At 72.5% G+C, this 26,395-nt stretch carries 23 protein-coding genes; 11 read left to right on the forward strand and 12 right to left on the reverse strand.

What is annotated here, in order from left to right; genetic code table 11:
* Window positions 1–8 precede the first annotated feature (8 nt).
* The 3 genes from KME80_RS04440 to KME80_RS04450 are packed head-to-tail and all read right to left on the reverse strand — an operon-like array spanning window position 9 to window position 2,913.
* Window positions 9–911, reverse strand: coding sequence for a 1-phosphofructokinase family hexose kinase (locus KME80_RS04440; RefSeq protein WP_219500525.1), 903 nt, complete (start codon window positions 909–911; stop codon window positions 9–11).
* Window positions 908–2,044 (reverse strand): N-acetylglucosamine-6-phosphate deacetylase, encoded by a 1,137-nt coding sequence (nagA, locus tag KME80_RS04445; protein ID WP_219500527.1) that lies wholly within the window; start codon window positions 2,042–2,044, stop codon window positions 908–910. Before nagA ends, KME80_RS04440 begins: the two co-directional genes overlap by 4 nt.
* Window positions 2,041–2,913, reverse strand: coding sequence for an SIS domain-containing protein (locus KME80_RS04450; RefSeq protein ID WP_219500529.1), 873 nt, complete (start codon window positions 2,911–2,913; stop codon window positions 2,041–2,043). Before KME80_RS04450 ends, nagA begins: the two co-directional genes overlap by 4 nt.
* A gap of 128 nt (window positions 2,914–3,041) precedes the next feature.
* Between KME80_RS04450 and KME80_RS04455 the strand changes: the two genes are divergently transcribed.
* The gene (locus KME80_RS04455) at window positions 3,042–3,812 is read left to right on the forward strand and encodes a DeoR/GlpR family DNA-binding transcription regulator (RefSeq protein ID WP_219500531.1); all 771 of its coding nucleotides are present in this window, start codon (window positions 3,042–3,044) and stop codon (window positions 3,810–3,812) included.
* Between the two features lie 81 nt (window positions 3,813–3,893).
* A complete protein-coding gene (locus KME80_RS04460; protein WP_219500533.1) occupies window positions 3,894–5,630 on the forward strand; it encodes a glycerol-3-phosphate dehydrogenase/oxidase in 1,737 nt (578 codons plus the stop codon).
* Here the strand turns inward: KME80_RS04460 and KME80_RS04465 are convergent.
* Both KME80_RS04465 and KME80_RS04470 read right to left on the reverse strand, forming a co-directional pair.
* A complete protein-coding gene (locus KME80_RS04465; protein ID WP_219500535.1) occupies window positions 5,625–7,547 on the reverse strand; it encodes a beta-propeller domain-containing protein in 1,923 nt (640 codons plus the stop codon). The two genes, KME80_RS04460 and KME80_RS04465, sit on opposite strands and share 6 nt — an antisense overlap.
* Window positions 7,548–7,586: 39 nt before the next feature.
* The gene (locus KME80_RS04470) at window positions 7,587–9,653 is read right to left on the reverse strand and encodes a serine/threonine protein kinase (protein WP_219500538.1); all 2,067 of its coding nucleotides are present in this window, start codon (window positions 9,651–9,653) and stop codon (window positions 7,587–7,589) included.
* A 72-nt stretch (window positions 9,654–9,725) separates the two neighbouring features.
* Between KME80_RS04470 and KME80_RS04475 the strand changes: the two genes are divergently transcribed.
* Entirely contained in the window at window positions 9,726–11,231 is a 1,506-nt protein-coding gene (locus tag KME80_RS04475) for a succinic semialdehyde dehydrogenase (RefSeq protein ID WP_219500539.1), read from the forward strand.
* 10 nt (window positions 11,232–11,241) lie between these two features.
* Here KME80_RS04475 and KME80_RS04480 read toward each other — a convergent pair whose 3' ends face one another.
* Complete coding sequence (locus KME80_RS04480) at window positions 11,242–12,591, reverse strand: pyridoxal phosphate-dependent decarboxylase family protein (protein ID WP_219500541.1); 1,350 nt, start codon at window positions 12,589–12,591, stop codon at window positions 11,242–11,244.
* A gap of 64 nt (window positions 12,592–12,655) precedes the next feature.
* Between KME80_RS04480 and KME80_RS04485 the strand changes: the two genes are divergently transcribed.
* Together KME80_RS04485 and KME80_RS04490 are read left to right on the forward strand one after the other, a co-directional pair.
* A complete protein-coding gene (locus KME80_RS04485) occupies window positions 12,656–13,129 on the forward strand; it encodes an Lrp/AsnC family transcriptional regulator (protein WP_219500543.1) in 474 nt (157 codons plus the stop codon).
* Between the two features lie 11 nt (window positions 13,130–13,140).
* Entirely contained in the window at window positions 13,141–13,887 is a 747-nt protein-coding gene (locus tag KME80_RS04490; RefSeq protein WP_219500545.1) for an N-acetyltransferase, read from the forward strand.
* On the opposite strand, the gene KME80_RS04495 is transcribed toward KME80_RS04490, so the two are convergent.
* Window positions 13,868–14,884, reverse strand: coding sequence for a PLP-dependent cysteine synthase family protein (locus KME80_RS04495; RefSeq protein WP_246643998.1), 1,017 nt, complete (start codon window positions 14,882–14,884; stop codon window positions 13,868–13,870). The two genes, KME80_RS04490 and KME80_RS04495, sit on opposite strands and share 20 nt — an antisense overlap.
* A 44-nt stretch (window positions 14,885–14,928) precedes the next feature.
* Between KME80_RS04495 and KME80_RS04500 the strand changes: the two genes are divergently transcribed.
* Complete coding sequence (locus tag KME80_RS04500; RefSeq protein WP_219500547.1) at window positions 14,929–16,422, forward strand: DUF885 family protein; 1,494 nt, start codon at window positions 14,929–14,931, stop codon at window positions 16,420–16,422.
* 54 nt (window positions 16,423–16,476) lie between these two features.
* On the forward strand, window positions 16,477–18,024 hold the full coding sequence (gene guaA / locus KME80_RS04505) for a glutamine-hydrolyzing GMP synthase (RefSeq protein WP_219500549.1): 1,548 nt from the start codon (window positions 16,477–16,479) through the stop codon (window positions 18,022–18,024).
* Between the two features lie 73 nt (window positions 18,025–18,097).
* On the opposite strand, the gene KME80_RS04510 is transcribed toward guaA, so the two are convergent.
* Together KME80_RS04510 and KME80_RS04515 are read right to left on the reverse strand one after the other, a co-directional pair.
* A complete protein-coding gene (locus KME80_RS04510; protein ID WP_219500551.1) occupies window positions 18,098–18,373 on the reverse strand; it encodes a DUF1905 domain-containing protein in 276 nt (91 codons plus the stop codon).
* Window positions 18,370–18,741: a VOC family protein gene (locus tag KME80_RS04515; protein ID WP_219500553.1), complete on the reverse strand. Its 372-nt coding sequence runs from the start codon at window positions 18,739–18,741 to the stop codon at window positions 18,370–18,372. Before KME80_RS04515 ends, KME80_RS04510 begins: the two co-directional genes overlap by 4 nt.
* A 192-nt stretch (window positions 18,742–18,933) precedes the next feature.
* Between KME80_RS04515 and KME80_RS04520 the strand changes: the two genes are divergently transcribed.
* Together KME80_RS04520 and KME80_RS04525 are read left to right on the forward strand one after the other, a co-directional pair.
* Entirely contained in the window at window positions 18,934–20,064 is a 1,131-nt protein-coding gene (locus tag KME80_RS04520; protein ID WP_219500555.1) for a hypothetical protein, read from the forward strand.
* Complete coding sequence (locus KME80_RS04525) at window positions 20,061–20,786, forward strand: PIG-L deacetylase family protein (RefSeq protein ID WP_219500558.1); 726 nt, start codon at window positions 20,061–20,063, stop codon at window positions 20,784–20,786. Before KME80_RS04520 ends, KME80_RS04525 begins: the two co-directional genes overlap by 4 nt.
* 50 nt (window positions 20,787–20,836) lie before the next feature.
* Here the strand turns inward: KME80_RS04525 and KME80_RS04530 are convergent, their stop codons facing one another.
* Window positions 20,837–23,254 (reverse strand): collagenase, encoded by a 2,418-nt coding sequence (locus KME80_RS04530; RefSeq protein ID WP_308125613.1) that lies wholly within the window; start codon window positions 23,252–23,254, stop codon window positions 20,837–20,839.
* A 119-nt stretch (window positions 23,255–23,373) separates the two neighbouring features.
* Here KME80_RS04530 and KME80_RS04535 point away from each other — a divergent pair, with 119 nt between their 5' ends.
* Together KME80_RS04535 and KME80_RS04540 are read left to right on the forward strand one after the other, a co-directional pair.
* Entirely contained in the window at window positions 23,374–24,330 is a 957-nt protein-coding gene (locus tag KME80_RS04535; protein WP_219500560.1) for a LysR family transcriptional regulator, read from the forward strand.
* Window positions 24,331–24,383: 53 nt separating this feature from the next.
* Window positions 24,384–24,995: a TetR/AcrR family transcriptional regulator gene (locus tag KME80_RS04540; protein WP_219500563.1), complete on the forward strand. Its 612-nt coding sequence runs from the start codon at window positions 24,384–24,386 to the stop codon at window positions 24,993–24,995.
* Here the strand turns inward: KME80_RS04540 and KME80_RS04545 are convergent.
* Entirely contained in the window at window positions 24,983–25,663 is a 681-nt protein-coding gene (locus tag KME80_RS04545; RefSeq protein ID WP_219500565.1) for a polysaccharide deacetylase family protein, read from the reverse strand. The two genes, KME80_RS04540 and KME80_RS04545, sit on opposite strands and share 13 nt — an antisense overlap.
* Window positions 25,664–25,685: 22 nt before the next feature.
* Window positions 25,686–26,393, reverse strand: a complete 708-nt coding sequence (locus KME80_RS04550) for a class I SAM-dependent methyltransferase (protein WP_219500567.1) — start codon at window positions 26,391–26,393, stop codon at window positions 25,686–25,688.
* Window positions 26,394–26,395 lie beyond the last annotated feature (2 nt).

The raw sequence follows: 26,395 nt of genomic DNA on the forward strand, positions 1-26,395 counted from the left end.
GGCTCCTTCTACACGATCTCGATGAGGGGGTGGACGTGCGCGTACACGTCGCGGTCGAAGTCGCCCGCGACGGGCGCGGCCACGGCTGCGGCGCCCAGCGCCGCCGCCCGCCGCAGCCGCTCGGGCCACGGCGACCGTTCCACCAGGCCGAGCGCGAGCCCGGCCACCAGCGCGTCGCCGGCCCCCGTGGGGTTGCCTTCGACCTTGTACGGCATGCGCGCCCGCAGGACGCCCTCGGCGGTGACCGCCAGCAGGCCCGCCTCGCCCTGGGAGACGACGACGGCCTCGGCGCCCCGCTCGCGCAGCGCCTGGGCGCCTTCCTCGGGGGTGCCGTGCGGGACGGCCCTGGCCAGCTCCTCGGCGTTGGGCTTGACGACGGCGGGCCGGCCGCCGGGCGCGTGCCTGAGCGGCTCGCCGTCGGCGTCGACGATCGCCGGCACGCCCCGGTCGGCGGCGACGGCGGCGAGCCTGGCGTAGACGTCGGCGGGGACGCCCTGCGGCAGGCTCCCGGAGATGACCACCGCCCGCGCGCCGTCGAGCAGCGACTCATAGTGAGTCAGGAAATCTCCCAGCTCGTCCTCGGAGACCCGGGGCCCGGGCTCGTTGAACAGCGTCGCGCCGGAGGGCTGCGACACCGCGAGCGTGGTGCGCGACTCCCCGGCGATCGGCGCCAGCGCGGCGGGCAGCCCCGCCGCGCCCAGGTCGGCCTCGATCGCCCGGCCGGTCGGCCCGCCCGCCAGCCCGGTGACCAGCACCTCCTGCCCGAGCGCCGCGAGCACGCGGGCCACGTTGACGCCCTTGCCGCCCGCCCGCCGGTGCACGGCGGCCACCCGGTTGACCCCGTCCCACTCGACGGCGGGCACCTGGTAGGTCACGTCGAGGGCGGCGTTGAGCGTCACGGTGAGGATCATCGAGGCTCCGTGATCCAGACGCCGCGCTTCATCACTCCGGCCACCTCCAGCTCGTCGGTCAGCACCACCAGGTCGGCCGACTTGCCGACGGCGATCGAGCCGGCCCGGTCGGCCAGGCCGAGCACCCGGGCCGGCGTCAGCGAGGCGATCTGCGCCGCGTCGGGCAGCGACAGCCCCATGTCCTGGACGGCCCGCCGGAACGCCACGTCCATGGTCAGCGTGGAACCCGCGATCGAGCCGCCCTCGACGAGGCGGGCGACGCCGTCGAGGACGCGGACGCCCATCGGCCCGAGCCCGTACTCGCCGTCGCCGAGCCCGGCCGCCATCATCGCGTCGGTCACCAGCGCCGTGCGCCCCGGCCCGGCCACCTCGCAGGCCAGCCTCAGCATCGCCGGGTGCACGTGGACGCCGTCGTTGATCAGCTCGACCGTGACCCGCTCGTCCTCCAGCAGGGCCGCGATCGGGCCCGGGTCGCGGTGGCCGAGCTGCGGCATCGCGTTGTAGAGGTGGGTGGCGACGGTGACGCCGGCCTCGATCGTCTCGCGGGTCAGGTCGTAGTCGGCGCTGGTGTGGCCGAGCGCCGCGATCACGCCCTCGGAGACGGCCAGCCTGATCGTGTCGAGCGCGCCGGGCAGCTCGGCGGCGATGGTCAGCATGCGCACGTGCCCGCGCCCGGCCTTGAGCAGCCCGGAGAACTCCTGCGGCGAGGGCTCGCGCAGCAGCGCCGGGTTGTGCGCGCCGCAGCGCGATTTGGCGATGTAGGGGCCCTCGAAGTGGATGCCGGCCAGCAGGCCGTCGTCGCACAGGTCGGCCAGCGACGAGGCGGCGGCGGACAGCCGGTCGATCGAGTCGGTGACCAGGCTGGCCACCAGGGTCGTGGTGCCGTGGCGCTCGTGCAGCGCCACCGCCTCACGTGCTTCTTCCTGCTCGCCGGTCGGGAACGACCCGCCCGCGCCGCCGTGGTTGTGCATGTCGACGAAGCCGGGCACGACGTGCCGCCCTCCCAGGCTGTGACCCGGGCGGGGGGCGCTTCCGTGACCGACGTGCGTGATGCTGCCGTCTTCGATGGTCAGCCACCCCTCGTGCACTCCCTCGGGGGTCACGATGCGGGCGTCGGCGAGAGTAAGGCTCATGGAGAAAGGATCACAGATCGCGTGAGGTGCATGGGCTCGTCGGGGTTCAGTCCGCGGGCGAACGCGCGGGCCACCGCGACCCGCTGGGCCCGGATCAGCTCGGCCATCGGGTCGAGCCCGCTCTCCACGAACGTGCCGCCGGTGGCCTCGACCTGCGCGCGCAGGCCCTCGGGGGCGGTGCCGAGCATCCAGGTGACGCGGCCGGGCCCGGCGATGCTGATGGGGCCGTGGCGGTATTCCATCGCCGGGTACGCCTCCGTCCACGAGCGGGACGCCTCGCGCATCTTCAGCGCGGCCTCCTGCGCCAGGCCGACCGACCAGCCGGAGCCCAGGAACGTGAACTGCTCGGCGGCGACCAGCTCGTCCGGCAGCGGCTCGGCCAGGGCGAGCTCGGCGTCGGCGACGGCCTGGCTCAGGTCCTCGCCGAGGCTGGCGCGCAGCAGCGCGAGCTGGGTGGTGGCGAATCGGGTCTGCACGACCGACCGCTCGTCGGCGTAGTCGAGCACGACAAGCTCGTCCGCGGCGGTCCTGATCGGCGTCTCGGGGTCGGCGGTGATGGCCGTGGCCGGGATGTCGATCCGGTTGAGCAGGTCGAGCACCTCGGTGGTGGTGCCCGACCGGGTGAGCGCGAGCACGCGGTCGTAGCGCCGCCCGGCGGGGACCTCGGACGCGGCGAACGCGTCGGTCTCGCCCTGCCCGGCGCCTTCGCGCAGCGCGGCGTAGGCCATCGCGATGAACCAGGAGGTGCCGCAGCCGACGACGGCGACCCGCTCGCCCGGCTGGGGCAGCGCGCCCGCCGGGACGGCGGCGACGGCACGGCGCCAGCACTCGGGCTGGGACGCGATCTCGGCCTCGGTATGGGTGGACAACGCTTACCTCCGGATGTTCGTTTCTGCGTTGTTTATAGCAGAATAGAGCAGTAATGGACACCGGTGGCTCGGATCTCGCGGCTGTGCCACGCTTGCCCCCTGACGGATCTGGCGAAGGGAGGCTGATCGTGTCCCGTTACGATCGGTGGAACGCGATTCTCGAGCTGCTCAGCCAGGAAGGCCGCCTGACCGTCGAGGAGGCGGCCCAGGCGCTCGACGTCTCCACCGCGACGATCCGCCGCGACTTCGACCAGCTCGCGCAGCAGCAGATGCTCATGCGCACGCGCGGCGGCGCGGTCGCCCAGAGCGTCAGCTACGACCTCCCGCTGCGCTACAAGACGGCCAGGCACGCCGACGAGAAACAGCGCATCGCCGCTGCCGCCGCCGAGCTCGTCCGGCCAGGCGCGGTCGTCGGCATGAACGGCGGCACCACCACCTCCGAGCTGGCCCGCACCCTCGCCACGCAGGCCACGCTGGAGTCGGGCTTCACGATCGTCACCAACGCGCTCAACATCGCCGCCGAGCTGACCGTGCGCCGCCACGTCAAGATCGTCGTCACGGGCGGGGTGGCCAGGCAGCAGTCCTACGAGCTGATCGGCCCGCTCGCCTCCGGGGTGCTCGACCAGGTGACGATGGACGTGGCCTTCCTCGGCGTCGACGGCCTGGACGTGACGCTGGGCGCGTCGGCGCATCACGAGGGTGAGGCGGCGGTCAACCATCAGCTCATCAGCCGGGCCGGGCACGTCGTGGTGGTGGCGGATTCCTCGAAAATCGGAAAGAGGGCATTTTCCCGTATCTGCCCCATCGAGCAGATCGACACGCTCGTCACCGACGCCCTGCTCCCCGACGACTCCGCCGCCGCCCTCACCGAAGCCGGCGTCAAGGTGATCCGCGCCTGACCACTGACCACCCCGGGGGCAGGTGATCCGGGGTTGAACGGGTAAGTATGGGATCAATGCAGCCCATACCCAGGGGGAGTCATGGCGGCGGGAAGGGGCGTGGCCCGGCTGGGGCCCGCCGAGCGCGGCGCGGCGCTGGAGACGATGGCCGCGCGCGAGCTGGACGTGGTCGTGGTCGGCGGCGGCGTGGTCGGCGCGGGCATCGCGCTCGACGCCGCCACGCGCGGCCTGGAGGTGGGCCTGGTCGAGGCCCGCGACTTCGCCTCGGGCACCTCCTCACGCTCGTCCAAGCTGATCCACGGCGGCCTGCGCTATCTCGAACAGCTCAACTTCGAGCTGGTCAGGGAGGCCCTTCAGGAGCGCGCCCTGCTGCTCCAGCGGATCGCCCCCCACCTGGTGCGGCCGGTGCCGTTCCTGTTCCCGATGACCCACTTCGGCTGGGAGCGCCCGTACGTGGGGGCCGGGGTGGCGCTCTACGACACGCTCGGGTTCGCCACCGGGCTGACCAGGGGCGTGCCGGGACACCGGCACCTGTCGAGGAGCCGGGCGCTGCGGCTGGCCCCGGCGCTCAAGCGCACCGCGTTCACCGGCGCCGTGCAGTACTGGGACGCGCAGGTCGACGACGCCCGGTACGTGATGACGATGCTGCGCACCGCCGCCACCTACGGCGCGCAGGTGGCGCCGCGCGCCCAGGCGGTCGGGTTCCTGCGCGAGGGCGAGCGGGTGACCGGGGTGCGGGTGCGCGACCTGGAGACCGGCGACGAGCTGGACGTGCGGGCGCAGCAGGTGGTCAACGCCACCGGCGTGTGGACCGACGACATCCAGGAGCTGGTGGGCGGGCGCGGGCAGATCCACGTGCGCGCGTCCAAGGGCATCCACCTGGTGGTGCCGCGTGACCGCATCCACTCCCTGACGGGGCTCATCCTGCGTACGGAGAAGTCCGTGCTGTTCGTGATCCCGTGGGGCAGGCACTGGATCATCGGCACCACCGACACCGAGTGGACGCTCGACAAGGCGCACCCGGCGGCGTCCCGGGCCGACATCGACTATCTGCTCGACCACGTCAACGCCGTCCTGTCGGTGCCGCTGACCAGGGACGACGTGGAGGGCGTCTATGCGGGGCTGCGCCCGCTGCTGTCGGGCGAGTCGGACGAGACGTCCAAGCTGTCGCGCGAGCACGTGGTGGCGCACCCGGTGCCGGGGCTGGTGATGATCGCGGGCGGCAAGTACACGACGTACCGGGTCATGGCCAAGGACGCCGTCGACGCCGTGGCGCACGGGCTGGACCAGCGGGTGCCGCGCTCGTGCACGGACCGGATCCCGCTGGCCGGGGCGGAGGGCTACCAGGCGCTGTGGAACGCCAGGCACCGGCTCGCGCACGAGTCGGGGCTGCACGTGGCCAGGATCGAGCACCTGCTCCAGCGCTACGGCTCGCTCATCGACGAGGTGCTGGAGCTGATCGACGAGGACCCGTCGCTGGCCAGGCCGCTGTCCGGGGCCGACGACTACCTGCGCGCCGAGGTGGTGCACGCCGCCACCCACGAGGGCGCCCGGCATCTCAACGACGTGCTGACACGCCGTACGCACATCTCGATCGAGACCTTCCACCGCGGCCTGGCGGTGGCGCAGGAGGCCGCCGAGCTGCTCGCCGGGCCGCTGGGCTGGGACGGCGAGCAGGTCAAGCGGGAGGTCGAGTACTTCACCAAGCGAGTGGAGGCCGAGCGGCTGTCGCAGGAGCAGGACACCGACCACGCGGCCGACGCGATCAGGCTGGGCGCGCCCGAGATCGTGCCGGTGGCCGCGCCCGAGCGGTCATGACCCGAGCGGGATCCAGCCTCGTTCGGCGAGCGTGGCGGCGTCGTTGACCTGGACTCCCGTGGCGGAGAACGTCCAGATGGCGTCACCGATGATCATCGAGCGCTGGATGCCCGGCTGGTAGGACTCGCCGCGCGGGGCCGGGTGCTCGATCAGGCCCACCTTGGCGATCTCCGTGTCGGTGATCTTCAGCACCATCGCGCCCGACCGCTGGTCGCCCTCGGTGTAGCTGCTGAGCGGGATGACCGCGGTGCCGGTCTTGGGCCAGTAGAGGAACGCGTGCGGGTCCCATTCGGCCTCGGAGCCGGAGTTCTTCTGGAAGAACTGCGACAGCCTGGCCGGCTTGGCGGGGTCGGCCACGTCGAACAGCGAAACCTGGGTGCCGCGCGTGCGGCCCTCCTCGCTCGCCTCCTGGCCGATGCCGATCAGCCGGCCGTCGCCCGCCGGGTGCAGGTACGCCGAGTAGCCGGTGATCTTCAGCTCGCCGGTGACCTTGGGGGCGGCCGGGTCGCGCAGGTCCAGCGTGTAGAGCGGGTCCACCTGGCGGAAGGTGACGACGTAGCCGACCGGGCCGATGAACCTGACGGAGTAGATGCGCTCGCCGCCGCCCAGGCCGCCGACCTTGCCGACCTCGGCCAGGGTCGCGGCGTCGAGCACGTGCACGCTGCTGGAGCTCGTCCTGGCGTCGGCCGAGTTGAGCGTGGTGGCCACGCGCAGGCGGCCCTCGTGCTCGGAGAGTGAATACTGGTTGAGCAGCCGGCCGGGCACCTTCCCGGAGGCCACGTACGCGGGGGCGCCGGGGCCGCCGGTGTCGAAGCGGTGCACCTCGGTCTCCTCCGGCGGCAGCTTCGGCTCCGCGGGCGTCGGCTCATCGGCGGGCGGCACCGGGGTGTCGCTGAGGGCGACGGCGATGGGCGACCACCAGCGCGGGTTGCTGGCCACGTACAGGCTGCGGCCGGTGCCGTACACGATGTCGCCGTCGGCGGCGAGGCTGATCGGGTCGGTGCCGGCGGCGGTGAGCCCCTGCGCGAGGTCGAGCGTGTGCACGGTCAGCAGCGAGGTGCCGGTGTAGTCGTCCGGGTGGCTGACCCGCTCGCACGGCACCCGCTTCTTGGTCGTGGCCCCGGCGGCGTCGGTGATCTCGATCTCGGGCAGCCAGGCGTCGGCCGGGGCCTGTCGGATCGCCTGCTGGTTGACCTTGGTCCGCTCGGCCTCCGGCATGGTGTCCTTGGGCTGCGGGAACGTGATGTCGGGCTGGCTGCGGGTGATCAGCCGGACGGTCGAGCCGACCATGCGGGCGTCGACGTGGGAGCCCTCCGGCGTGACCGAGCCGAGGACCTTCGGCTGCCCGGCCAGGTCCACGAGCACGTAGCGGGTGTCGCCGACGGGGGCGAAGCCGCGGTAGAGGGCTGGGCCGCCCTGGAACATCACCAGCGCCCGGTCGCCGGAGACGAGCAGGCTGCTGGGCGCGTAGCCGCGGTCCTCGGTGTCGGCCAGGTCGAGCGTGGCGGTGACCTTCCTGGTCGCGGTGTCGATGACGCGCAGGGTGCCGCCGTTGACGGTGAAGACGCGATCGCCGTCGGTCTTGACCAGGTCCGGCTCGTCCACGCCCGCCTCGTGCACGTTCGTGGTGGAGTGGTCGGGGGTCTGGGCGACGTCGCTCTCCTGGGTGACCGCCGCCCGGTCCTCCGCCTTGAACATGACGGGACCGCCGCCGAAGCCCCACGGGCCGACGTTCTCGGCGGCCTTCTCGCGCAGGCCGGCGAGCAGGTCGTCGCAGCCGCTGTAGGCGACCAGGCGGACGGCTCCCAGCCGCGTCTTCTCGACGGTCGGCGGGCCGGCCGGGGTGGGGGTGGTGCAGGCGGCCAGGGCCGTCGCGAGGGCCGCGACGGCGATGACCGGGCGGATCGGGGTCTTCATGACCTCCTTCACGGATCGGACGCCCTGCCGGTTCACGGGTCAGCGGGGATTGACCGTGTAGATCGGGCTGAAATCGACGTCTTCGGCGATGTCGAGCAGCTTGCGCACCAGCTTGCCCCGGAAGTCGACCACCTGGACCGCGTCCCTGGCCTCGTTGTCCTGCTCCCAGCAGTAGAGGTGCTTCTCGTCGTACCAGCCGAGGACCTTGTCGCAGTCGGAGGTGAAGGCGCGCGAGCGCTTGCCCGTCTTGGAGTCCCACACGCAGTGGTCGCCGTCGCCGCCGCCGGGGCAGTTGGTGACGAACAGCGCGCCCGAGGGGGAGAACATGGCCGACGTGCCCGACGCGAGCTCGCCGATGCGGGGGACGTCGCGCAGCTTCCTGCCGGCGGCGTCGTAGAAGCGCAGGCCCTTGTTCTTGCCGCCGTAGACGTTGACCGCGCCCTGCTCCTCGCCGTCCCAGCCGAAGCCGGTCTCGCGGACCTGCCTGTCACGCACCAGCGACAGCTTGGGGAACCGGCCGGCGACGTCGACGACGGCGAAGCCGATGTAGTACCACTCGTCGCCGGTCTCCTCCTCGATGTTGAGCAGGATCTTGGTGCCGTCCTGGGACCACGACCGGATCGTGCTCTCCAGTGGCGCCTTCACCGTCGTGACCGTGGTCTTCTCGCCGGTCTTCTGGTCGATGATGTCGATGTAGTCGTAGTCGTCGGAGTTGAACTCCTTGCCGCGCGCCGCCAGGTAGCGGCCGTCGGGGGAGACCATCGACTCCTTGTTGCGCGGATATTTGGCGAATTTTCCGCGTAACGACTTTCTTGCGTAGTCCGTCCACTCCTTGCCCGACTCGTTGTAGACCTCGTACGAGGTGAGCGTGATCGCGTCGGACGGGTGCTCGTAGACCGTCGCCGAGGCGCCCGGCAGCGCCCTGGCCGTGCCCCTGGCCGGGACCGCCGTGACCGCCGTGCGCTCCGGTGTCGGCGGGTCGGTGGTCCGGGCGGAGCCGGACCGGCCGGGGGAGGGCGACTGCGTGGCGGCCACCGTGGCCCGGTCGAGCCGGATGATCGTCACGATGCCGGCCAGCAGCAGCAGCGCGCAGCCCAGCGTCACCCCCATGATCAGCGCCGTCCTGGACGAGCGGCGGCGCGGCTGCGGACGGCCGCTCGGATGGGTGACCGGCTGGTAGGGGCCCGGCGGCGCCCACGGCTGCGCATGCTGAGGGGCGGGAGCGGGGGAGGGGGCGTGGACCGGGCCGGCGGCCGAGGCCGCCGAGCCCTGCGCGAGGATGCCGGACCCCGGCGCCATCGGCCGCTGGAGCAGCCGCATGATCACCTGCTCGGCGGTGGGCCGCTGCGCCGGGTCCTTGCTCAGGCAGGCCAGCACGACCTCGCGCAGCGTGCCGTCGAGCTCGATGAGGTCGGGCGGCTGGTTGAGCACCCGATTGATCACCGCGGGCATGGTGTCGCTGCCGAACGGGGCCCGCCCCGACGCGGCGTAGGCCATCGTGCCCGCCCACGAGAACATGTCGGCCGCCGGGCCCACCTGGTGTCCCAGGACCTGCTCCGGCGGCATGTAGGACGGCGTGCCGACCGGCATGTTGCTGATCGTCGAGGTCGCGTCGAGCGCCCGCGCGATGCCGAAGTCGATCACCCGCGGCCCGTCGGCGCCCAGGATGACGTTGGCCGGCTTGAAGTCGCGGTGCACGATCCCGGCCTGGTGGATCGCGGCCAGCGCGGTCGCGGTGCCGATGGCCAGCCGGTGCAGCGCCGACCCGGCGCGCGGCCCCTCCTGCTGGACGACCCGCTGGAGCGACGGGCCCTCGATGAACTCGCTGACGATGTAGGGCCTGTCGTGCTCGACGCCGGTGCCGAGGACCGCCGCGGTGCAGAACGGCGCCACCTGCTGGGCCACCTGGACCTCGCGCAGGAACCGCCCGACGCTCACCTCGTCGCCGGCGGACTCGGGGCGCAGCCACTTGACCGCGACCTGGGTGCCCGAGGGGTCCCTGGCCAGGAAGACCTCGCCCTGCCCGCCCTCGCCCAGACGGCCCAGCAGCTCCAGTCCGCCGATTCTGGGCGGGTCTCCGGCTCTGAGCGGCGCTATGTCTGGCATGAACGAATTCTGTCCCAGGTCAGGAGAGGGCAAAAACTACCCGCCGGTAGGTTCACCGAATATCCTTTCGCCATGCACCTGACGACCAGCGGCGGCACCCAGCGGATCACTGCCCCCTTCACCGGTGAGACCCTCGCCGAGCTGAGCCTGTCCGGCGCCGACGACGTGCGCGAGGCGTACCGGCGGGCCAGGGAGGCGCAGGCGGAGTGGGCCGCGCGGCCGGTCGCCGAGCGGGCGCGGCCGTTCCTGCTGCTGCATGACGCCCTGCTGGACCGGCGCGACGAGATCCTCGACCTGCTCCAGGACGAGACCGGCAAGGCCCGCAAGCACGCCTTCGAGGAGGTGCTCGACGTCGCCGGCTGCACGCTCTACTACGCGCGCCGCGCCGCCGGGCTGCTCGCGCCGCAGCGGCGCAAAGGCATCTTCCCCGTCGCGACGAGGGTCGCCGAGCTGCGCCGGCCCAAGGGCGTGGTCGCGCTGATCACCCCGTGGAACTACCCGCTGGCCCTCGGCGTCACCGACGCGGTGCCCGCGCTGCTGGCCGGCAACGCGCTGGTGCACAAGCCCGACACGCAGACCGCGCTGTCCACCCGGTGGGCCGTCGACCTGCTCGTGGAGCTCGGCATGCCGCGCGAGATCTGGCAGATCGTGCTCGGCGAGCCCGACGTCATCGGTGACGCGCTGTTCGACGGCGCCGACTACGTGGCCTTCACCGGCTCCACGCGCGGCGGCAGGAAGGTCGCCGAGGAGGCGGCCAAGCGGCTCATCGGCTGCTCGCTGGAGCTCGGCGGCAAGAACCCGATGGTGGTCCTCGACGACGCCGACCTGGACCAGGCCGTGCTGGGCGCGGTGCGGGCGAGCTTCGCCAACGCCGGGCAGTTCTGCATGTCGATCGAGCGGATCTACGTGCCCTCGTCCATGTTCGAGGCGTTCGCCTCCCGGTTCGCCCGGCAGGTCGGCAACCTGAAGGTGGGGCCGGGGCGCGACTGGTCGGTCCAGATGGGCTCGCTCACCTTCCGGCGGCAGCTCGACGCGGTCGCCGCGCACGTCGACGACGCGGTGGCGCGCGGCGCGACCGTGCTGGCCGGCGGCCGGGCCAGGCCCGACCTGGGACCGCTGTTCTACGAGCCGACCGTGCTGACCGGCGTCACCGAGGACATGGAGCTGTGCCGCAACGAGACGTTCGGCCCGGTGGTCGCGCTCTACCCGTACGACACCGACGACCAGGCGGTCGAGCTGGCCAACGACACCGTCTACGGGCTGAACGCCGCCGTGTGGACCGGCGACCCGGCGCGCGGCCGCGCGTTCGCCGCCCGCCTCGACGCGGGCACGGTCAACATCAACGAGGGGCACGGGGCCGCGTACGCCTCCTATGACGCGCCGATGGGCGGGATGAAGGCGTCCGGCCTGGGGCGCAGGCACGGGGCCGAGGGGCTGCTGCGCTACACCGAGGCGCAGACCGTGGCCTCGCAGGCGAGCTGGCTGGGGTTCGAGCCGCCGTTCGACCTGACGTACGAGAAGTGGTCCGAGGTGCTGGTGACGACGCTCAAGACGATGAAGCGGCTGCGGCTGAAGTGAGCCGCCTGAGTCACAGGGACTCGATCTCGTCCAGCAGCGCCACGAGCGCGCGGTCGTCCGTCGCCGGGGACATCACGGTGATCCTCAGGTGGCGGACGCCGTCCAGCTCGGTGGAGCTCAGGTGGAAGGAGCCGCCGCGCATCAGCCGCTCCCGGATCGCCGCCTGGTCGCCGTCGCCGTGGCGGAAACAGACGATGTTGCTCTGCGGCTCGTACGGCGCCGTGAAGCCGGGCCGGTCGCGGGCCAGCTCCCAGAACCGGTGCGCGGTGTCGTACCGCCCGGCCACGTACTCGCCCAGGCCGCGCTCGCCGCGCCAGGCCAGGTTCAGGAAGATCTTCAGCCCGAGCTCGGCCTTGGTGCACTCGACCGTGCGGGTGATGAGGTCGAAGCCCTGGTCGCCGTAGAAGAGGTAGCTGGCCTCCTGCTTGAAGGCGGCGTCCAGATCGGCCTCGCGCCGCACGAGCACGGCGGCGGCCAGTGACGAGGTGCGCAGCATCTTGTGCGCGTCCCAGACGGCCGAGTCGGCCAGCTCGATCCCGTCGAGCAGGTGCGCGTGGCGGTCCGACAGCAGGGCCGAGGCGCCGTGCGCCGCGTCCACGTGGAACCAGACGCCGCGCTCGCGGCACCAGGCGCCGATGGCGCGCAGGTCGTCGTACAGGCCGGTGCCGGTGGCGCAGGCCGACGCGACCAGGGCCATCACCCTCTTCCCCGAGAGGTCGGGCAGCTTGGCGGGGTCGATCCGCCCCAGCGCGTCCGTCTCCAGCGGGACCAGCGCCCGCTGCCCCAGCCCGAGGATCGACGCCGCCCGCGCGATCGAGTAGTGCGCCGCCGGCGGGGCCAGGATCACCAGGTCGCCCGGCACGCCGTCGTCCCAGGCGTCCGGCACCGCCCGCGCCCGCGCCGCCAGCAGCGCGGTCAGGTTCGCCAGCGAGCCGCCGTGCGTCAGCACGCCGCCGCCCGCCGGGAAGCCCACCTTGCCCAGCATCCAGCGCAGCACCTCGAACTCCACCGTGGCCGCCGCCGCGCCCATCTCGTAGACGGCCATCGGGTTGTTCGTGGCGCCGTGCACGAAGTCGGCGAGCGCGGCCGGGAAGTCCGGCGAGGCGACCTGATGGGCGAGAAAGCCGGGATGGTGAAGCCTGGTGCCCTCCTCCAGGAACGTCCGCAGGAAGCCCCGGTAGGCGTCGGGCGTCAGGCCGCCCTTCGCGATCAGGTCCCGCAGGCCCAGCCGCTCGGCCAGCTCGCGTGGCGGCGTGCGCCGCAGCACCGGGGCCTCGCCCCGCTGGCTTACGTCGACGTACGCGGCCAGCTCGCCGACCGTGATGCCGGCTGCTTCAGTGAACTCCTCAATGTTCCACATATTTCGGGATATTGATGACTTCGTCGGTCTGCGGCTAGCCTGACCGAATCGAAGGGCGATATCCATGCAGAACGCCGAACTGGATACGGTCGATCTGGCGATCCTCGCCGAATTGCAGAGGGACGCGCGGCTGCCCAACAAGGATCTGGCCGCGCGGCTCGGCGTCGCGCCCTCCACCGCGCTCGAACGCGTTCGCTCGCTGCGCCGCCGGGGCATCATCACCGGGTTCCGCGCCTCGGTCGACACCGCCAGGCTCGGCCGCCCGCTCCAGGCGCTGCTCGCGCTGCGGGTGCGCCCGCACACCAGCCAGCTCGTGGACCCGTTGCGCTCGTTCGTGCTCGGCCTGCCGGAGACGATCACGCTCTTCCACGTGGCGGGCGCGGAGGACTTCCTGGTGCACGTGGCCGTGGCCGACGCCGACCACCTGCACCGGCTCTGCCTGGAACGGTTCCTGATCCGGCCGGAAATCGTCCACCTGCACACCACGCTGATCTTCAAGGCCGAGCATCAGCCGATCCAGCGGCCGTCCGATATGTAACATTCATCCCCATGACCCTCCGGATCACGACGCTGGCCGAGCGTCCCGAGTTCGCCGAGTCGCTGTGGAACATGGACAGCTCCTGGCAGGAGTTCGTGCTGAACGACCCCATCGCGGACCTCTACTACGGGATCTGCGTGCGCGCCTACCCGGACTACGTCCTGGTGGCCGACAGCGACGAGGAGCCGGGGCGGCTGGCGGCGCGGGGCTGCATGGTGCCGTTCGCGCTCGGCGAGTCCGCCGAGCTGCCCGACGACGGCTGGGACGGCGTGATCCGGCGCGCCTGGCTGGGCCGCGAGCGCGGCACGACGCCCACCCGGATCTCCGCCCTGGAGATCACCGTCCGCAGCGACCTGCTCGGCACCGGCCTGTCCCCGCGCATGGTCGCCGCCATGCGCAGGCACGCCGCCGAACGCGGCTTCACCGAGCTCGTCGCCCCCGTCCGGCCCAACCGGAAGCACCTCGAACCGCACACCCCCATGTCCGAGTACGCCTTCCGCACCCGCCCCGACGGCCTCCCGTACGACGCCTGGCTGCGTGTCCACGTACGCGCGGGCGGGAAGATCGTCAAGGTGGCGCCGCGCTCGATGGTCGTCCCGGGCACGCTCGCCGAGTGGCGCGGCTGGACCGGCCTGCCGTTCGACCGCACCGGCGCGATCGAGGTCCCCGGCGCGCTGAGCCCCGTCCACTGCGTCGTGGAGCAGGACTACGCCGTCTACGTCGAGCCGAACGTCTGGGTCAGCCACCCATTGGGGTGAGTCCCGTACGGTCGCGCAGGCGCTCCTCGAAGCCCCGGACGTCCAGGCCCTTGGCGGCGGCCCACCCGTCGTCATGAAACGTCGCCAGATGCCGCTCCTGGGCGTCGCCGAGCACCGACACCACCGTCCCGCTCTCGCCCCGCCCGCGCATCCGCTCCGCCAGCTCCAGCGCCGCCCACAGCGCCGTGCCCGACGACCCGCCCACCGGCAGCCCGGTCACCTCGCGGATGAGCCGCGCCGCCGCCACGCTCGCCGCGTCGGGCACCGGGATGACCAGGTCGACGAGGTCGGGCCGGAACCCCGGCTCGATCCTGGGCCGCCCGATCCCCTCGATCCGCGACGGCATCCCGGTGGCGTAGTCGGGCACGTCCAGCGTCCATCCGGGGAAATAGGCGGAGTTCTCCGGATCCGCCACGGCCACCCGGGGCCCCTCGCCCCCGGCGCTCTCCCGGCGCACACGGCCCAGCGTCGCCGACGTCGCTCCCGTCCCGGCCCCCACCACCACCCAGTCCGGACGTACCTGGGCGCACAGCTCGATGGCGAGGTCATGCTCGGCGGCCCGCCCGAACTGGTCGAGGAAGTGCCCCGGCACCTCCCGTGCCACGTCGTAGATCGCCGCGGGCGGCGACACGAACCGGCACTCCCCGCCGAGCTCCTCCACCGGCCGCGCCCGCTCCTCCGACCGCTTCCCCGGCATGATCACCACGTACGGCAGCGCGAGCCGCCGGGCGAACCACGCCTGCGCCACGGCGGCGTTCCCGCCCGTGGCCTCCACCACGGTCGTCCCCCGGGTGATCAGCCCGTCGAGCACCCCCTGCCGGAACAGCGCACGGGCATGCCGGTGCCGCAGGCTCCCGGTCGGCTGCGCGGACTCGTCCTTGAGCAGCAGGCGGACCCCCGGCGCCCCGGCGGGGAACTCGATCAGCGGTGTGGGCGGCCCCGCCTGCAACAGGTCGAGTGCCCGGACATCCCAGCTCACGTCCACCATGTGCCCCATCGGCGGATGTTCATCCGGCTTGTCCTCCCTTATCCTCCCGAGGCATGACCGAACTCCAGCCCAGACTCCGCGCGATCACCGATCTGATCATGGCCGAAGCCCGTGAGGCCGGCGGCAGGCACGAGTACGACGGCGCCGTCCAGGACCTGTCGCCCGAGGGCGTCCGAACCGGGCTGGCGCGCCTCGGCCAGGGCGACGCCCCCGCCGACCCGTACGACGCGCGGCACCTGGGCGTGTTCGAGGAGAGCCTGCGCGTCCAGCTCGGCGAGCTGGAGCTGCACCGCAAGAACCCGCTCATCCATCTGTCCAACCTCGACCTGGCCTGCTACGACCGCGACTACGCCCCCGAGGCCGAACGCGCCGCCGCGAGGGCCGCCCACCTCGCGCTGTGGCCCGAGGCCGTCTCCCACGCGATCGCCTCCCTCGACCAGGTCAGCGCCCCCGTCGCGCGCTCCCTGCTCGGCGCCGTCAAGGGCCTGGCCGCCGGCGTCACCCATGAGGCCGCCCTGAAGGCCCACGCCGACCTCGTCGCGCACGTCGAGCGCGCCGCCGGGGCCGGCGACCCCGACGCCGCGCTCGGCGGGCCCGCCCTGGCCCGCCTGATGGGCGCCGCCGAGGGCCTGGACGTGGACCTGGGCAAGCTCGCCGAACGCGCCGACGCCGAACGCGACAGGCTGCTCGCCCGGCTCGCCGACGCCTGCGCCCGCCTCGGCCAGGCCGGCCGCCCGCCGCTCGACGTCGTACGCGAGCTCGTCAAGCAGCACCCCGACGCCGACGGCGTGATCGAGGCGGCCAGGATCGGCACCGAGAAGGCGATAGCGTTCACCCGCGAGAAGGACCTCGTGCCCTACCACGACGGCGAGTGCCTGGTCGGCCTCGCGCCCGAGTCGCGCCGGTGGGCGATGGCGATGATGTCGTGGAACGCCCCCGGCGAGCCCGCGGGCCCCTCCTGGTACCACATCACCCCGCCCGACCCGTCCTGGCCGGCCCGGGACGCGGAGGAGTGGCTGGAGGTCTTCAGCGACACCACGCTGCCCGCCATCAACGTGCACGAGGTCGCGCCCGGCCACTTCTCCCACGGCCTGGCCCTGCGCGCCGCCGGCTCCGACGTCAGGCGGCTGCTGCAGTCGCTGTCGTTCATCGAGGGCTGGGCCCACTACGCCGAGGAGCTCTGCGTCGAGGAGGGCTTCGAGGCCGAGGACCCGCGCTTCGAGATCGGCGTCTGGGTGGAGGCGCTCATCCGCGTCACCCGGCTCGCCTGCGCGATCGGCGTGCACACCGGCGCCATGACCGTGGAGGACGCCGCCGCGCGCTTCGAGGCCGACACCCACCTCGCCGGGCCCGCCGCGCTGTCGGAGGCCCGCCGCGCCTCGTTCGACCCGACCTACGGCCGCTACACCTGGGGCAAGCTGGTCATCCTCGACCTGCGCGAGCGGGCGCGGCAGGAGTGGGGCGCCGCCTTCACGCTGCAGCGCTTCCACAAGGCGATGTTCGATCTCGGCTCGCCGCCGCTGGGCCTCCTCGACGCCATTCTCTGAGGCCGGGGCCGATACACTGGGATTACCGCATTCGCCTTTGGGGGGTCTCTTTCGGTGTCTGAATTCGACACGGTACTGGTCGTCGACTTCGGCGCGCAGTACGCGCAGCTCATCGCGAGGCGGGTGCGCGAGTGCCACGTCTACTCCGAGGTCGTCCCGTCGACGATGCCGGTCGAGGAGATGCTGGCCAAGAGGCCCAAGGCCATCATCCTGTCCGGCGGCCCCTCCTCGGTCTACGCCGAGAACGCCCCCGCCGTCCCCCACGGCCTGTTCGACACCGGGGTGCCGACGTTCGGCATCTGCTACGGGTTCCAGGCCATGGCCCAGGCGCTCGGCGGCGAGGTGGCGCGCACCGGCGTGGCCGAGTACGGCGGCACCGCCCTCGACGTCCTCGACGAAGGCGTCATCTTCGCGGGCCTGCCGGCCACCCAGCAGGTCTGGATGTCCCACGGCGACAGCGTCGCGGCGGCCCCCGACGGCTTCGCCGTGACCGCCTCGACCAGCGAGACCCCGGTGGCCGCGTTCGAAAACCCCGAGCGCGGCCTCTACGGCGTCCAGTTCCACCCCGAGGTGCTCCACTCCGAGCACGGCCAGGCCGTGCTCAAGCACTTCCTCGACGCGGCGGGCTGCCGACCCACCTGGACGATGCTCAACATCGTCGAAGACTCCGTCGAAGCCGTGCGCCGGCAGGTCGGCGACGGCCGCGCCATCTGCGCCCTGTCCGGCGGCGTCGACTCCGCCGTGGCCGCCGCGCTCGTCCAGCGCGCCATCGGCGACCGCCTCACCTGCGTCTTCGTCGACCACGGCCTGCTGCGCAAGGGCGAGGCCGAGCAGGTCGAGCGCGACTTCGTCGCCGCCACCGGCGTCAACCTGCGCGTCGTCGACGCCGCCGACCGCTTCCTCAAGGCCCTCGAAGGCGTCAGCGACCCCGAGGAGAAGCGCAAGATCATCGGCCGCGAGTTCATCCGCGTCTTCGAGGACGAGCAGCGCGCCATCATGGCCGACGGCCCCGTCGAGTTCCTCGTCCAGGGCACCCTCTACCCCGACGTCGTCGAGTCCGGCGGCGGCACCGGCACCGCCAACATCAAGTCCCACCACAACGTCGGCGGCCTGCCGGAAGACCTCCAGTTCACGCTCGTCGAGCCGCTGCGCACCCTGTTCAAGGACGAAGTGCGCCGCGCCGGCGAGGAGCTCGGCCTGCCGGCCGCGATGGTCTGGCGCCAGCCGTTCCCCGGCCCCGGCCTCGCCATCCGCATCGTCGGCGAAGTCACCCGCGACCGCCTCGACCTGCTGCGCGAGGCCGACGCCATCGCCCGCGAGGAGCTGTCGCGCGCCGGGCTCGACCGGGAGATCTGGCAGTGCCCGGTCGTCCTGCTCGCCGACGTCCGCTCGGTCGGCGTCCAGGGCGACGGCCGCACCTACGGCCACCCGGTCGTCCTGCGACCGGTCACCTCCGAGGACGCGATGACCGCCGACTGGGCCCGGGTCCCGTACGACGTGCTGTCGCGCATCTCGACGCGCATCACCAACGAGGTCCGCGAGGTCAACCGGGTCGTCGTCGACGTGACCAGCAAGCCCCCGGGCACCATCGAGTGGGAGTAGCCACCTCCCGCTGAAAAGCCCGGTCCCCCGGGAGTCGGCAGGGCTCCCGAGGCCCGTCAGGTCGCCGGGGCGTTCACCGGAGTCGTTCCTCCAGGTGGACGGTGATGGTGTCGCCGGGCCCCTTGCCGAGCAGTTCGCGGAGGGCGGCCTTCACCGGCAGTTTGTGGGTGCCGTCGCCGAGGGCCATGAACGAGCTGCGGAACGGCTGCCCGTCGATGGTGCCGCGCACCTTGACGAGCCCGCGGGTGCCGAAGAACTCCGCTGACCCGGGCATCACCACGTACGTCCAGCCGCCCTCGTTCGGGCTCTTGAGCAGGGTGGCGGTGAATTCCTTGTCCAGGGTGGTCATCGGCCGGCCTCCTGTTCGACGATCTCGAGGCCGTTGCCGTCGGGGTCGCGCAGCGTGAACATGGCCGGGACGCCGGGCCAGCGCAGCAGCTCGCCCACGTCGGCGCCGTGCCCGGTCAGCTCCTGGTGCAGGGCCGCGGCGTCGGGGGTGGTGAGCCGGATGCCGGTCTCGACGCCGGGGGCGCCGCCGGGCAGGAGCGCGATGGTGGTCGCGGAGCCGGGCGGGGCCACCTCGATCCATCGGCCGCCGAGCTGCTCGACCGGCGCGTCCAGGCGCTTGTCCAGCCCCAGGGTGCCGACGTAGAAGTCCAGTGCCCGGTCCTGGTCGCCGACGGGGACGCCTACGGTGTGTATGCCGGTGATGCTCATGCGGGGCCTCCTGGCGTTTGGATTCGTCGGGTATGACTCGCGTGCGGGAGAGAACTCATCGCTCGCCGCTTCCTTCACAGCGAGATCATCCCCACATAAGAGGATCTTTCGCTCAGCCCCCGCGACCCTTATGCTGCAACTGACAAGAATCTTTACAATAACGTCACCTCACCGGATCACGGGGGACCCGCCATGACACCGGTCGTCGCAGTGCTGCATTCCGAAGACGTCGCCCTGGATTTCCTGTCCGTCCTGACCCGTCACGCCGCCGACGACGTCCACGTGCTGATCGGCACGCAGGCGGAGCACGTCGTCCTGCCGGGCGGAACCCCGCTCGCCGAACGGCTGGCGCTGCTCGCGCCGTACGTGGACCCGGGCCGCAACACCGCCCCGCTCCCCACTCCGGACACGGTCGCGGACCGGCTGCGCGAGCTGCCGGAGCCGCAGGTGTGGACGCATTCGCCCGCCGACCACCGGGCCCGCCGGGCCCGCTACGGCAGGAGTGTCGTCCAGGCCGCCGGGACCGCCGCCTGCGCGGTCGGCGACAACCCGCACCTCCAGCTCGTCGCCGAGCGCGCCGAGGCGCTGGACGGGGCCGAGGTCGCGGCCAAGGTCGGCTTCGTCGTCGCGCACGCCGGGGCGCTGCTCAACAGCCGGGTGCCCGACCGGCTCGTCACCACCGAACGGGTGCCCGCCGTCGAGCGGTTCGCCCGCCTGGAGCGGGAGCCGGCCGACCGACTGTACGCGCTGACCGCCAGCCTGAGCGACGACGCCGCCCAGGTGACCGATCCGTGGGAGTTCGAGACCTCCGCGTACGAGGTCGCCCGGCTGGACGCGACCGCCGCTTGGGTCGCCCGCTGGTGGTTCCCTGGCGACGGCCCCCTGGTTGAAGTCGGGCCCTGCGAGGGAGCGCTCTCCCGGCGGCTGGCCGACAAGGGCTACACCGTGCACGCCGCCGAGCCGAACCCCGCCTTCCGCGCCCGCCTGGAGACCGTGCCGGGCGTCCTGGCCACGCCCGACGGCCTGGAGGAGCTGGCCAAGGCCGGCCCATCCGGCGCGTACCTGCTGAGCGAGATGCTCTACTACGGCCAGGACCTCGACCTGCTGCACCGGCTGCCCACGGACCTGCTGCTGATCTCGCTGGCCGCCGAGCGGCTCAACGACACCGTGTGGCCGTGGGTGCGCGAGCAGTCGGAGTGGACCGTCGCCGAACGCTGCGAGCTGGCCGCGCCCGCGCTGGAGTTCGTCTGCGACGGCCGCGCCTACCTGCGCAAACGCGGCAGCCGCGGGCTGGTCCTGACGCGGGGCGGGAGGCGGGCATGAGCTTCCGGACGCTGGTGGTCTCCCCGCACTTCGACGACGCCGCGCTGTCCGTCGCGGGCGTGCTGGCCACGCTGCCGCGACCGGCCGCGATCGTCACCGTCTTCGGCGGACCGGCCGCCGAGGAGGGCGACGACCGGGGCCCGTCGGCGTGGGACCGGCTGTGCGGGTTCACCTCGACGGGCGAGGCCGTACGCGAGCGCCGCGCGGAGGACGCCCGCGCCTGCGCGGCGCTCGGCGTGGAGCAGATCGCGCTCGACCACCCCGACGCGCCCGCCGCGGGGACGTGGCTGGACGGCCTGGAGGACTGCCTGGCCGCGCACGCCGGGCCCGCCACCCAGGTCCTGCTGCCGATGGGCATCGGCAACAGCGCCCACCTCCAGGTCCGCGACCAGGCGCTGAAGACGCTGGCGAGCACCGGCGGCCCGGCCCCGTGGATCTACGCCGACCTGCCGTACGCGTCGATCGTGCGCGAGTGGGGCACCGGGGCGGCGTCGCGGGCGCTCACCGAGCACCCGCGCGCCGGCGCGCCGCTGCGCGCGCTGGAGTCGATCAGCCCGCACCGGGCCGAGCGGCTGGACGCGCAGGCGTGGGGCGCCAAACGGCGGGCCGTGCTCTGCTACGCCTCCCAGCTCGCGCCCCTGGCCAGCGAGTTCGGCGACATCCTGGCGGTGCCGGGCCCGCTCAACCACGAGCTGGTCTGGACCCTCAGCCCGGCCGGCTGAACACGGCGACTCCCGGGACCGGACGGCCCCGGGAGTCAAGGTGAGGCCGGTCAGAAGTCCGTCGTCACCGCCGCGCCCGAGAACGCCTTGGCCCCGTACAGGCTGACGTAGTGGTAGCCGGGCGCCGGGTTGACGACCGTCAGCGTGTGCGCGTTGCCCGCGCCCGTCGCCCGCTGCGTGTAGGACGACGTGGTGGCCCAGGAGCTGCCGCTGTAGTACAGGTCCGCGTCACCGGTGCCGCCCGACGAGGTCAGGGTGAGCCTCGCCGTGCCCGCCGGCACGTACAGGTACAGATAGGCGTAGTTCCCCGCGGACGCCGACAGGCCGCTGCGCCGGCAGTCCTGGCCGAGCTGCCTCGGGTCCGTGCCGGTGCACTCCGCCGCCGCCGTGACCGTGACCTGCTTGCTCGTGGTGTCGGTGCGGCCGCCCTCGCCGGTGACCGTCAGGCTGACCGAGTACGTGCCCGCCGAGGCGTACGTGTGGGACGGGTTGGCCGACGTGGCCGAGCCACCGTCGCCGAAGTCCCAGCGCCGGGCGGCGATCGTCCCGGTCGAGGTGTCGGTGAACGACGCCGTCAGCCCGCTCGCCGCGTACGTGAACCCCGCCGACGGCGTCGAGCCGCCGTTGCCGAGCGAGCCCAGCCAGGTGTTCCAGTCAGCGTCGTACCGGCTGCCGATCGTGCTGGTCAGGAACGTCCGCGCGGTGCTCCACGCGCCCGTCCGGTACGAGCCCAGCACGGTGGCCACGTCGGCCGGATGCCGCTCGAACATGTAGCGGACGGCCAGGTAGCCCCACCGGTACACGCGGGTCGAATCGTGCGAATAGGTGGTGTTCCACAGCGTCGACAGCCCGTACGTGCGCTTGGCCGCCTCCGCGATCGCCGCGTCGTAGGCCAGGTTCCGGTACGAGTACGACACGTACTCGGCGAAGCCCTCGATCCACCAGATCGTCGGCGTGCTGACCCCGGCCGAGAAGTCGCCGTGCATGTTGAAGCGGCCGTCGAGGTAGTGGGTGTACTCGTGGTTGAGGTTCCAGATCTGGAAGTCGGGGCGCAGCCACTCGGCCTCGTAGGCGATGAACCGCGGCTGGTTGCCCGTCGCCGACGGGTCGCCCTCCAGGTACATGCCGCCGTTGTCGGTGTCGATGCCGAACATCGCGCCCGCGTACGTCTGGTAGTCGGCGCTGGAGTCGAACACCACGACCTCCAGCGTGGTGTTGCGGTCACCGGCGACCGGGCCGTTGTCGCGCGCCACGTCGTGGAAGAACGCGTCCTGCCCGGCCAGGCTGGAGCAGCTGCCGTCGAGCTGCGCGGAGGTCATCTGCTGGGCGCGGATCCTGATGCTGGGGCTGCAGGCGTGGGTGACGGGCAGCACCTCGGCCGCCAGCCGCTCCTGCAGGTTGCAGACGCCGTAGTAGGAGCAGTTCGGCCCGTCGTAGAAGTCGGCCATCTCGGCGACGCCGACCCACAGGGGAGCGGTGGCGCCGGTGATGGAGCTGCGCGTGAGCAGGTCGCGCGCCAGCGGCCGGACCGTGGCCCGCAGGTCGGCGTGCTGGAGGAACCGGGCCAGCTCGCGGCCCGCGTTCGAGGTCAGGTAGCCGTTGTCGGTGCCGAGCAGCGCCAGGTGGCGCGTCGCGAACGAGGTCAGCGTGTCGAGCACCCCGCGATCCGCCCGCACCGCCGCGACGAACGCCGGGAGCTGGTGCCCACGGAACAGCACGGTGTAGACGCTGTTGACCGCGTTCAGCATCGACCACGACCCGTCGTACGAGCTGTCGTAGTCGTTGAGCAGGCGCTCGACCACGTACAGGTAGCGGTCGTTCTCGGCGGCGCTGTCGATCAGCGTGACCGCCTCCGACAGCACGTCGCCGTTGGCGTCGCTGACCGTGCCCGATCGGGGGTTGCCGAAGAACGCGTCCAGACCGGCCTGGATGGCGGTCTTCAGCGTCTGGCCGTACGCGCCGACGTCGCCGGGGTAGTACCACTGGACGTAGTAGCCGGCCCGCAGGTAGAGCACGAGCTGGGCGGTGGCGGTGCTGTTGTCGCCGGGGTAGCTCGCGCCGCTGTCGCGCAGCGCGTACGCGACGCTGACCATCTGCGACTCGCGGAAGGCCAGGTTCGCGTCCCGGCCCGTCAGGCTGAACAGGGTGCCGACGCACTCGGTGGTGGACGCCTTGATCTGCTGGACGAGCGCGCTGCCGGTACGGCTGGTGAAGTCGCTCACCGAGCAGGCGGCGGCCTTGGCGGTCCTGGCGTCGGGCGCGGCGGGTTCGTCGTAGTCGCGCCGCAGCGCGTCCTTGGAGGCGGGGAGCGGGGCCCGGTCCTTGAGGGCCAGAGGCTCCTTGCGTACGTGGTCGTCGATCGTGGCCGCGGCAGCGGTCGCGGCGGGCGGCGGCTCGGCCGCGGCCACGGCCGGAGCCGCGACCGCGAAGGGCACGAGCAGGGCGGTTAACAGGAGCAGCTTGCGCACACGAACCTCCGGGGGGGGGGTATCCGCATGGATGCGAGGTCGGTCCGAGTGTGAAAGTCATCGGTCAAAGTGGGTCATACACCCGGGCATAAGTGTTGCGTATGCCCTAATTTCTGGTCATGGACCTCGACCTCAGGCACCTCCGGATGGTCTGTGCGATCGCCGAGACGGGCAGCGTGACCCGAGCCGCCGCCCGCCTCGGCCTGTCGCAGCCCGCCATGACCAATCAGCTCAGGAAGGTCGAGGAGAGCGTCGGGGGAGAGCTCTTCGTCCGCAGCCACGCCGGTGTCGAGCCGACGCCGCTGGGCCGCCAGGTCATCGCGCGGGCCAGAATCGTCCTGTCCGAAATCGACGCGCTCTTCGGCGACCTGCGCGACACCGGCGCCGCCACCGCCGGGCTCCAGCTCGGCTGCGTCCACCTGGCCTGCGTGGGCAGCGTCGTGGACCGGGTCACCGAGGCGCTGCCCGGCCGGCCCATCTCGCTGCGGATCGAGCCGTCCGCCGTCCTGCTCGCCGACGCCCTGGCCCACGGCAAGCTCGACGCCGCGCTCATGGGCATGATCGAGGGCTTCGACGTGCCGCTGACCGTGCCCGTCGTCACCCGGACGCTCGTCCCGCGCTATCCGATCTTCGTCGCGCTGTCGGCGGAGCACCCGCTGGCCTCGCAGCCTGAGATCGACCTCGCCGACCTCAGGAACGAGCGCTGGATCAGCCCGCCCGGTGCCGACGACGGCTCGCTGGCCGCGCTGCGCGCCTCCTGCCGCGCCGCCGGGTTCGAGCCCGACGTCCGCTACGACGCCCCCAGCGGCGCGGGCCGCCCCCTGGTCGCGGCCGGGCACGGCATCCGTCTGGTCGACCCCACCTGGCCCGAGCCCGAAGGCACGGTCGTCCGCCCGCTCGCCGGGGAGCCCCAGGTCGCCCGCCTCATCCTGGCCTGGCGCCGCGACCGGCTCAGCGCCACCGCCGCAGCCGCCGTCTACCGGGGCCTGGCCCGCGCCTTCGAGGATCACGTGGAGGACAATCCGGCCTTCACCCGCTGGTGGCGCACCCACCCGGAAGTCCATCCTCTCCTCTGACCGATCTCACCAAGACGAGACGTACCGTCTCACCAAGGTGGTAGCCTGACCCCATGCCCGAGTCCAAGAAGCCGAACCCCGCCCGCCGCAGCGAGCGCTCCCGGCAGGCGATCCTCCAGGCCGCCCGCGAGCTGATCTCCGAGCTGGGCTACGCCAAGGTCTCGATCGAGGCCATCGCGGCGCGGGCGGGCGTCGGCAAGCAGACCATCTACCGCTGGTGGCCGTCGAAGGGCGCCGTGGTCTTCGACTCCTTCCTGGCCCTCAGCCAGGACCCGGCCGGCGAGAACATGGCGCTGCCCGACACCGGCGACCTGGCGGCCGATCTCAAGCTCGTCATGCGGGCCACGGTCGCCGAGCTGGCCGACCCCGCCTTCGACGCGCCGATCCGGGCGCTCAACCAGGAGATCATCGGCGACCCCGGCCTCGCCGCCCAGTATCGGGAGAAACTCGCCCACCCCGTGGACGAGATCAAGAAGGAACGGCTCCGCAGCGCCCAGCGGGCCGGCCAGCTCGATGCCGACGCCGACCTCGACCTGGTGCTGGAGATCCTCTACGCCCCCCTGTATCACCGCTGGCTGCACCGCTCCGGCCCGCTGACGGACGACTACGCCGACGCCCTCGTCGAGGCCACGCTGCGCGCCTTCGCCCCGGGTCAGGACGGGTAGCTGGCGCCCGGCTCCGGCTTCTTGCCGCGCAGCAGCGCCGGCACCGTGACCAGGTGGTAGCCGCGCTTCTTCAGCTCCTTGACGATCCCCGGCATGGCCTTGACCGTCGCCGGGACCGTGTCGTGCATGAGGATCACGCCGTCGCGCTTGGCCAGCCGGAGCACCGCGGCCTTGATCTTCCTGGCGTCGCGCAGGTCCCAGTCGAGGGTGGTGCCGGTCCACATCACCTGCGCCAGGTCGTGCTGGGAGGCCAGGTGGAGCACCCGGTCGTCGGTGTGCCCGTAGGGCGGCCGGAACATCGACGGCGCCCGGCCGGTGGCCTTCTCGATGGCCTCCTGGGTGGCGCCGAGCTCGTCGAGGACGTCGTCGTCGAACAGCGTCGGCAGCGACGGGTGCGAGTAGGTGTGGTTGCCGATCGCGTGACCCTCTCGGGCGGTGCGCCTGGCGATGGCCGGACGCTCCTCCACCTTGTTGCCGACCAGGAAGAACGTGGCCTTGACCCGTTCCTTCTTGAGCAGGTCGAGCAGGGCCGGCGTGGTCTTGCCGGGCCCGTCGTCGAACGTGAGCGCCAGGCACTTGACCCTGGCACAGTCGATCTTCGCCTGTGAGGCGCCGGCGGGGGCGCCGGAGACCAGCAAGGAGACGGAGAGCAAGCCGTGGATCAGCACATGCTCCACTGTATCGCCGGGATCATCCGCCCAGCCGGGCCCGTAGGAACAGTGTTACGCCTTTGCATGATTTGACCGGAAGGTACCGTTCTGCGATCACGACCGCCGACAGCCCCGCGTTCACCAGGAACGGCAGCTTGCGCAGGTCACTGCCCGTCGATCCGCGCCGGTGCCGGGCGACCAGCGGGCGCAGCAGCACGTTCCAGCTCCACACCCGCTCCACCCGCAGCCCCGCCTTCTCCACGACGGTGGTCAACGAGGCGCGGTCGTAGCGGCGCAGGTGCCCGACGGCGTCGTCGTGCTCCGACCACAGCGACATGTCGCACGGCACCGCGATCAGCGCGTGCCCGCCCGGCCGCAGCACCCGCGCCATCTGCTCGGTGACCAGGTAGTCCTCCTCGACGTGTTCGAGCACGTCGAACGCCGTCACCAGGTCGACGCTGGCCGACTCCACCGGAGGCCACCGGGCGTCGGCGACCATCGCCCGCAGCCCGCGCTGCCTGGCGACCTCCACGGCCTCCTCCGAGCAGTCGGCCGCGGTCGCGTCCCAGCCCTCCTCCACGAGCACGCGCGTGTTGCCGCCGCCCGCCGCGCCCAGGTCGAGCGCCCGCCCGGGACGGCCGTGGCGGGCCAGCCGCCGCAGCTCGGCGCGCAGGATCGCCCGCCGCTCCCGGTACCACCAGTGGGTCTGCTCCAGCGCGACGAGCTGCCGGATCTCGGTGACGTCCACAA

It is taken from the genome of Nonomuraea ceibae (genome assembly GCF_019396325.1).
Lineage (GTDB): Bacteria > Actinomycetota > Actinomycetes > Streptosporangiales > Streptosporangiaceae > Nonomuraea > Nonomuraea ceibae.

Coding starts and splice junctions, on each gene's coding strand:
- KME80_RS04495 (WP_246643998.1), bottom strand. CDS start 14,884: ATGGGGCACATGGTGGACGTGAGCTGGGATGTCCGGGCACTCGACCTG.
- KME80_RS04480 (WP_219500541.1), bottom strand. CDS start 12,591: ATGTGGAACATTGAGGAGTTCACTGAAGCAGCCGGCATCACGGTCGGC.
- KME80_RS04460 (WP_219500533.1), top strand. CDS start 3,894: ATGGCGGCGGGAAGGGGCGTGGCCCGGCTGGGGCCCGCCGAGCGCGGC.
- KME80_RS04485 (WP_219500543.1), top strand. CDS start 12,656: ATGCAGAACGCCGAACTGGATACGGTCGATCTGGCGATCCTCGCCGAA.
- KME80_RS04525 (WP_219500558.1), top strand. CDS start 20,061: ATGAGCTTCCGGACGCTGGTGGTCTCCCCGCACTTCGACGACGCCGCG.
- KME80_RS04475 (WP_219500539.1), top strand. CDS start 9,726: ATGCACCTGACGACCAGCGGCGGCACCCAGCGGATCACTGCCCCCTTC.
- KME80_RS04515 (WP_219500553.1), bottom strand. CDS start 18,741: ATGAGCATCACCGGCATACACACCGTAGGCGTCCCCGTCGGCGACCAG.
- KME80_RS04510 (WP_219500551.1), bottom strand. CDS start 18,373: ATGACCACCCTGGACAAGGAATTCACCGCCACCCTGCTCAAGAGCCCG.
- KME80_RS04470 (WP_219500538.1), bottom strand. CDS start 9,653: ATGCCAGACATAGCGCCGCTCAGAGCCGGAGACCCGCCCAGAATCGGC.
- KME80_RS04465 (WP_219500535.1), bottom strand. CDS start 7,547: ATGAAGACCCCGATCCGCCCGGTCATCGCCGTCGCGGCCCTCGCGACG.
- KME80_RS04500 (WP_219500547.1), top strand. CDS start 14,929: ATGACCGAACTCCAGCCCAGACTCCGCGCGATCACCGATCTGATCATG.
- nagA (WP_219500527.1), bottom strand. CDS start 2,044: ATGAGCCTTACTCTCGCCGACGCCCGCATCGTGACCCCCGAGGGAGTG.
- KME80_RS04535 (WP_219500560.1), top strand. CDS start 23,374: ATGGACCTCGACCTCAGGCACCTCCGGATGGTCTGTGCGATCGCCGAG.
- KME80_RS04440 (WP_219500525.1), bottom strand. CDS start 911: ATGATCCTCACCGTGACGCTCAACGCCGCCCTCGACGTGACCTACCAG.
- KME80_RS04490 (WP_219500545.1), top strand. CDS start 13,141: ATGACCCTCCGGATCACGACGCTGGCCGAGCGTCCCGAGTTCGCCGAG.
- KME80_RS04520 (WP_219500555.1), top strand. CDS start 18,934: ATGACACCGGTCGTCGCAGTGCTGCATTCCGAAGACGTCGCCCTGGAT.
- KME80_RS04540 (WP_219500563.1), top strand. CDS start 24,384: ATGCCCGAGTCCAAGAAGCCGAACCCCGCCCGCCGCAGCGAGCGCTCC.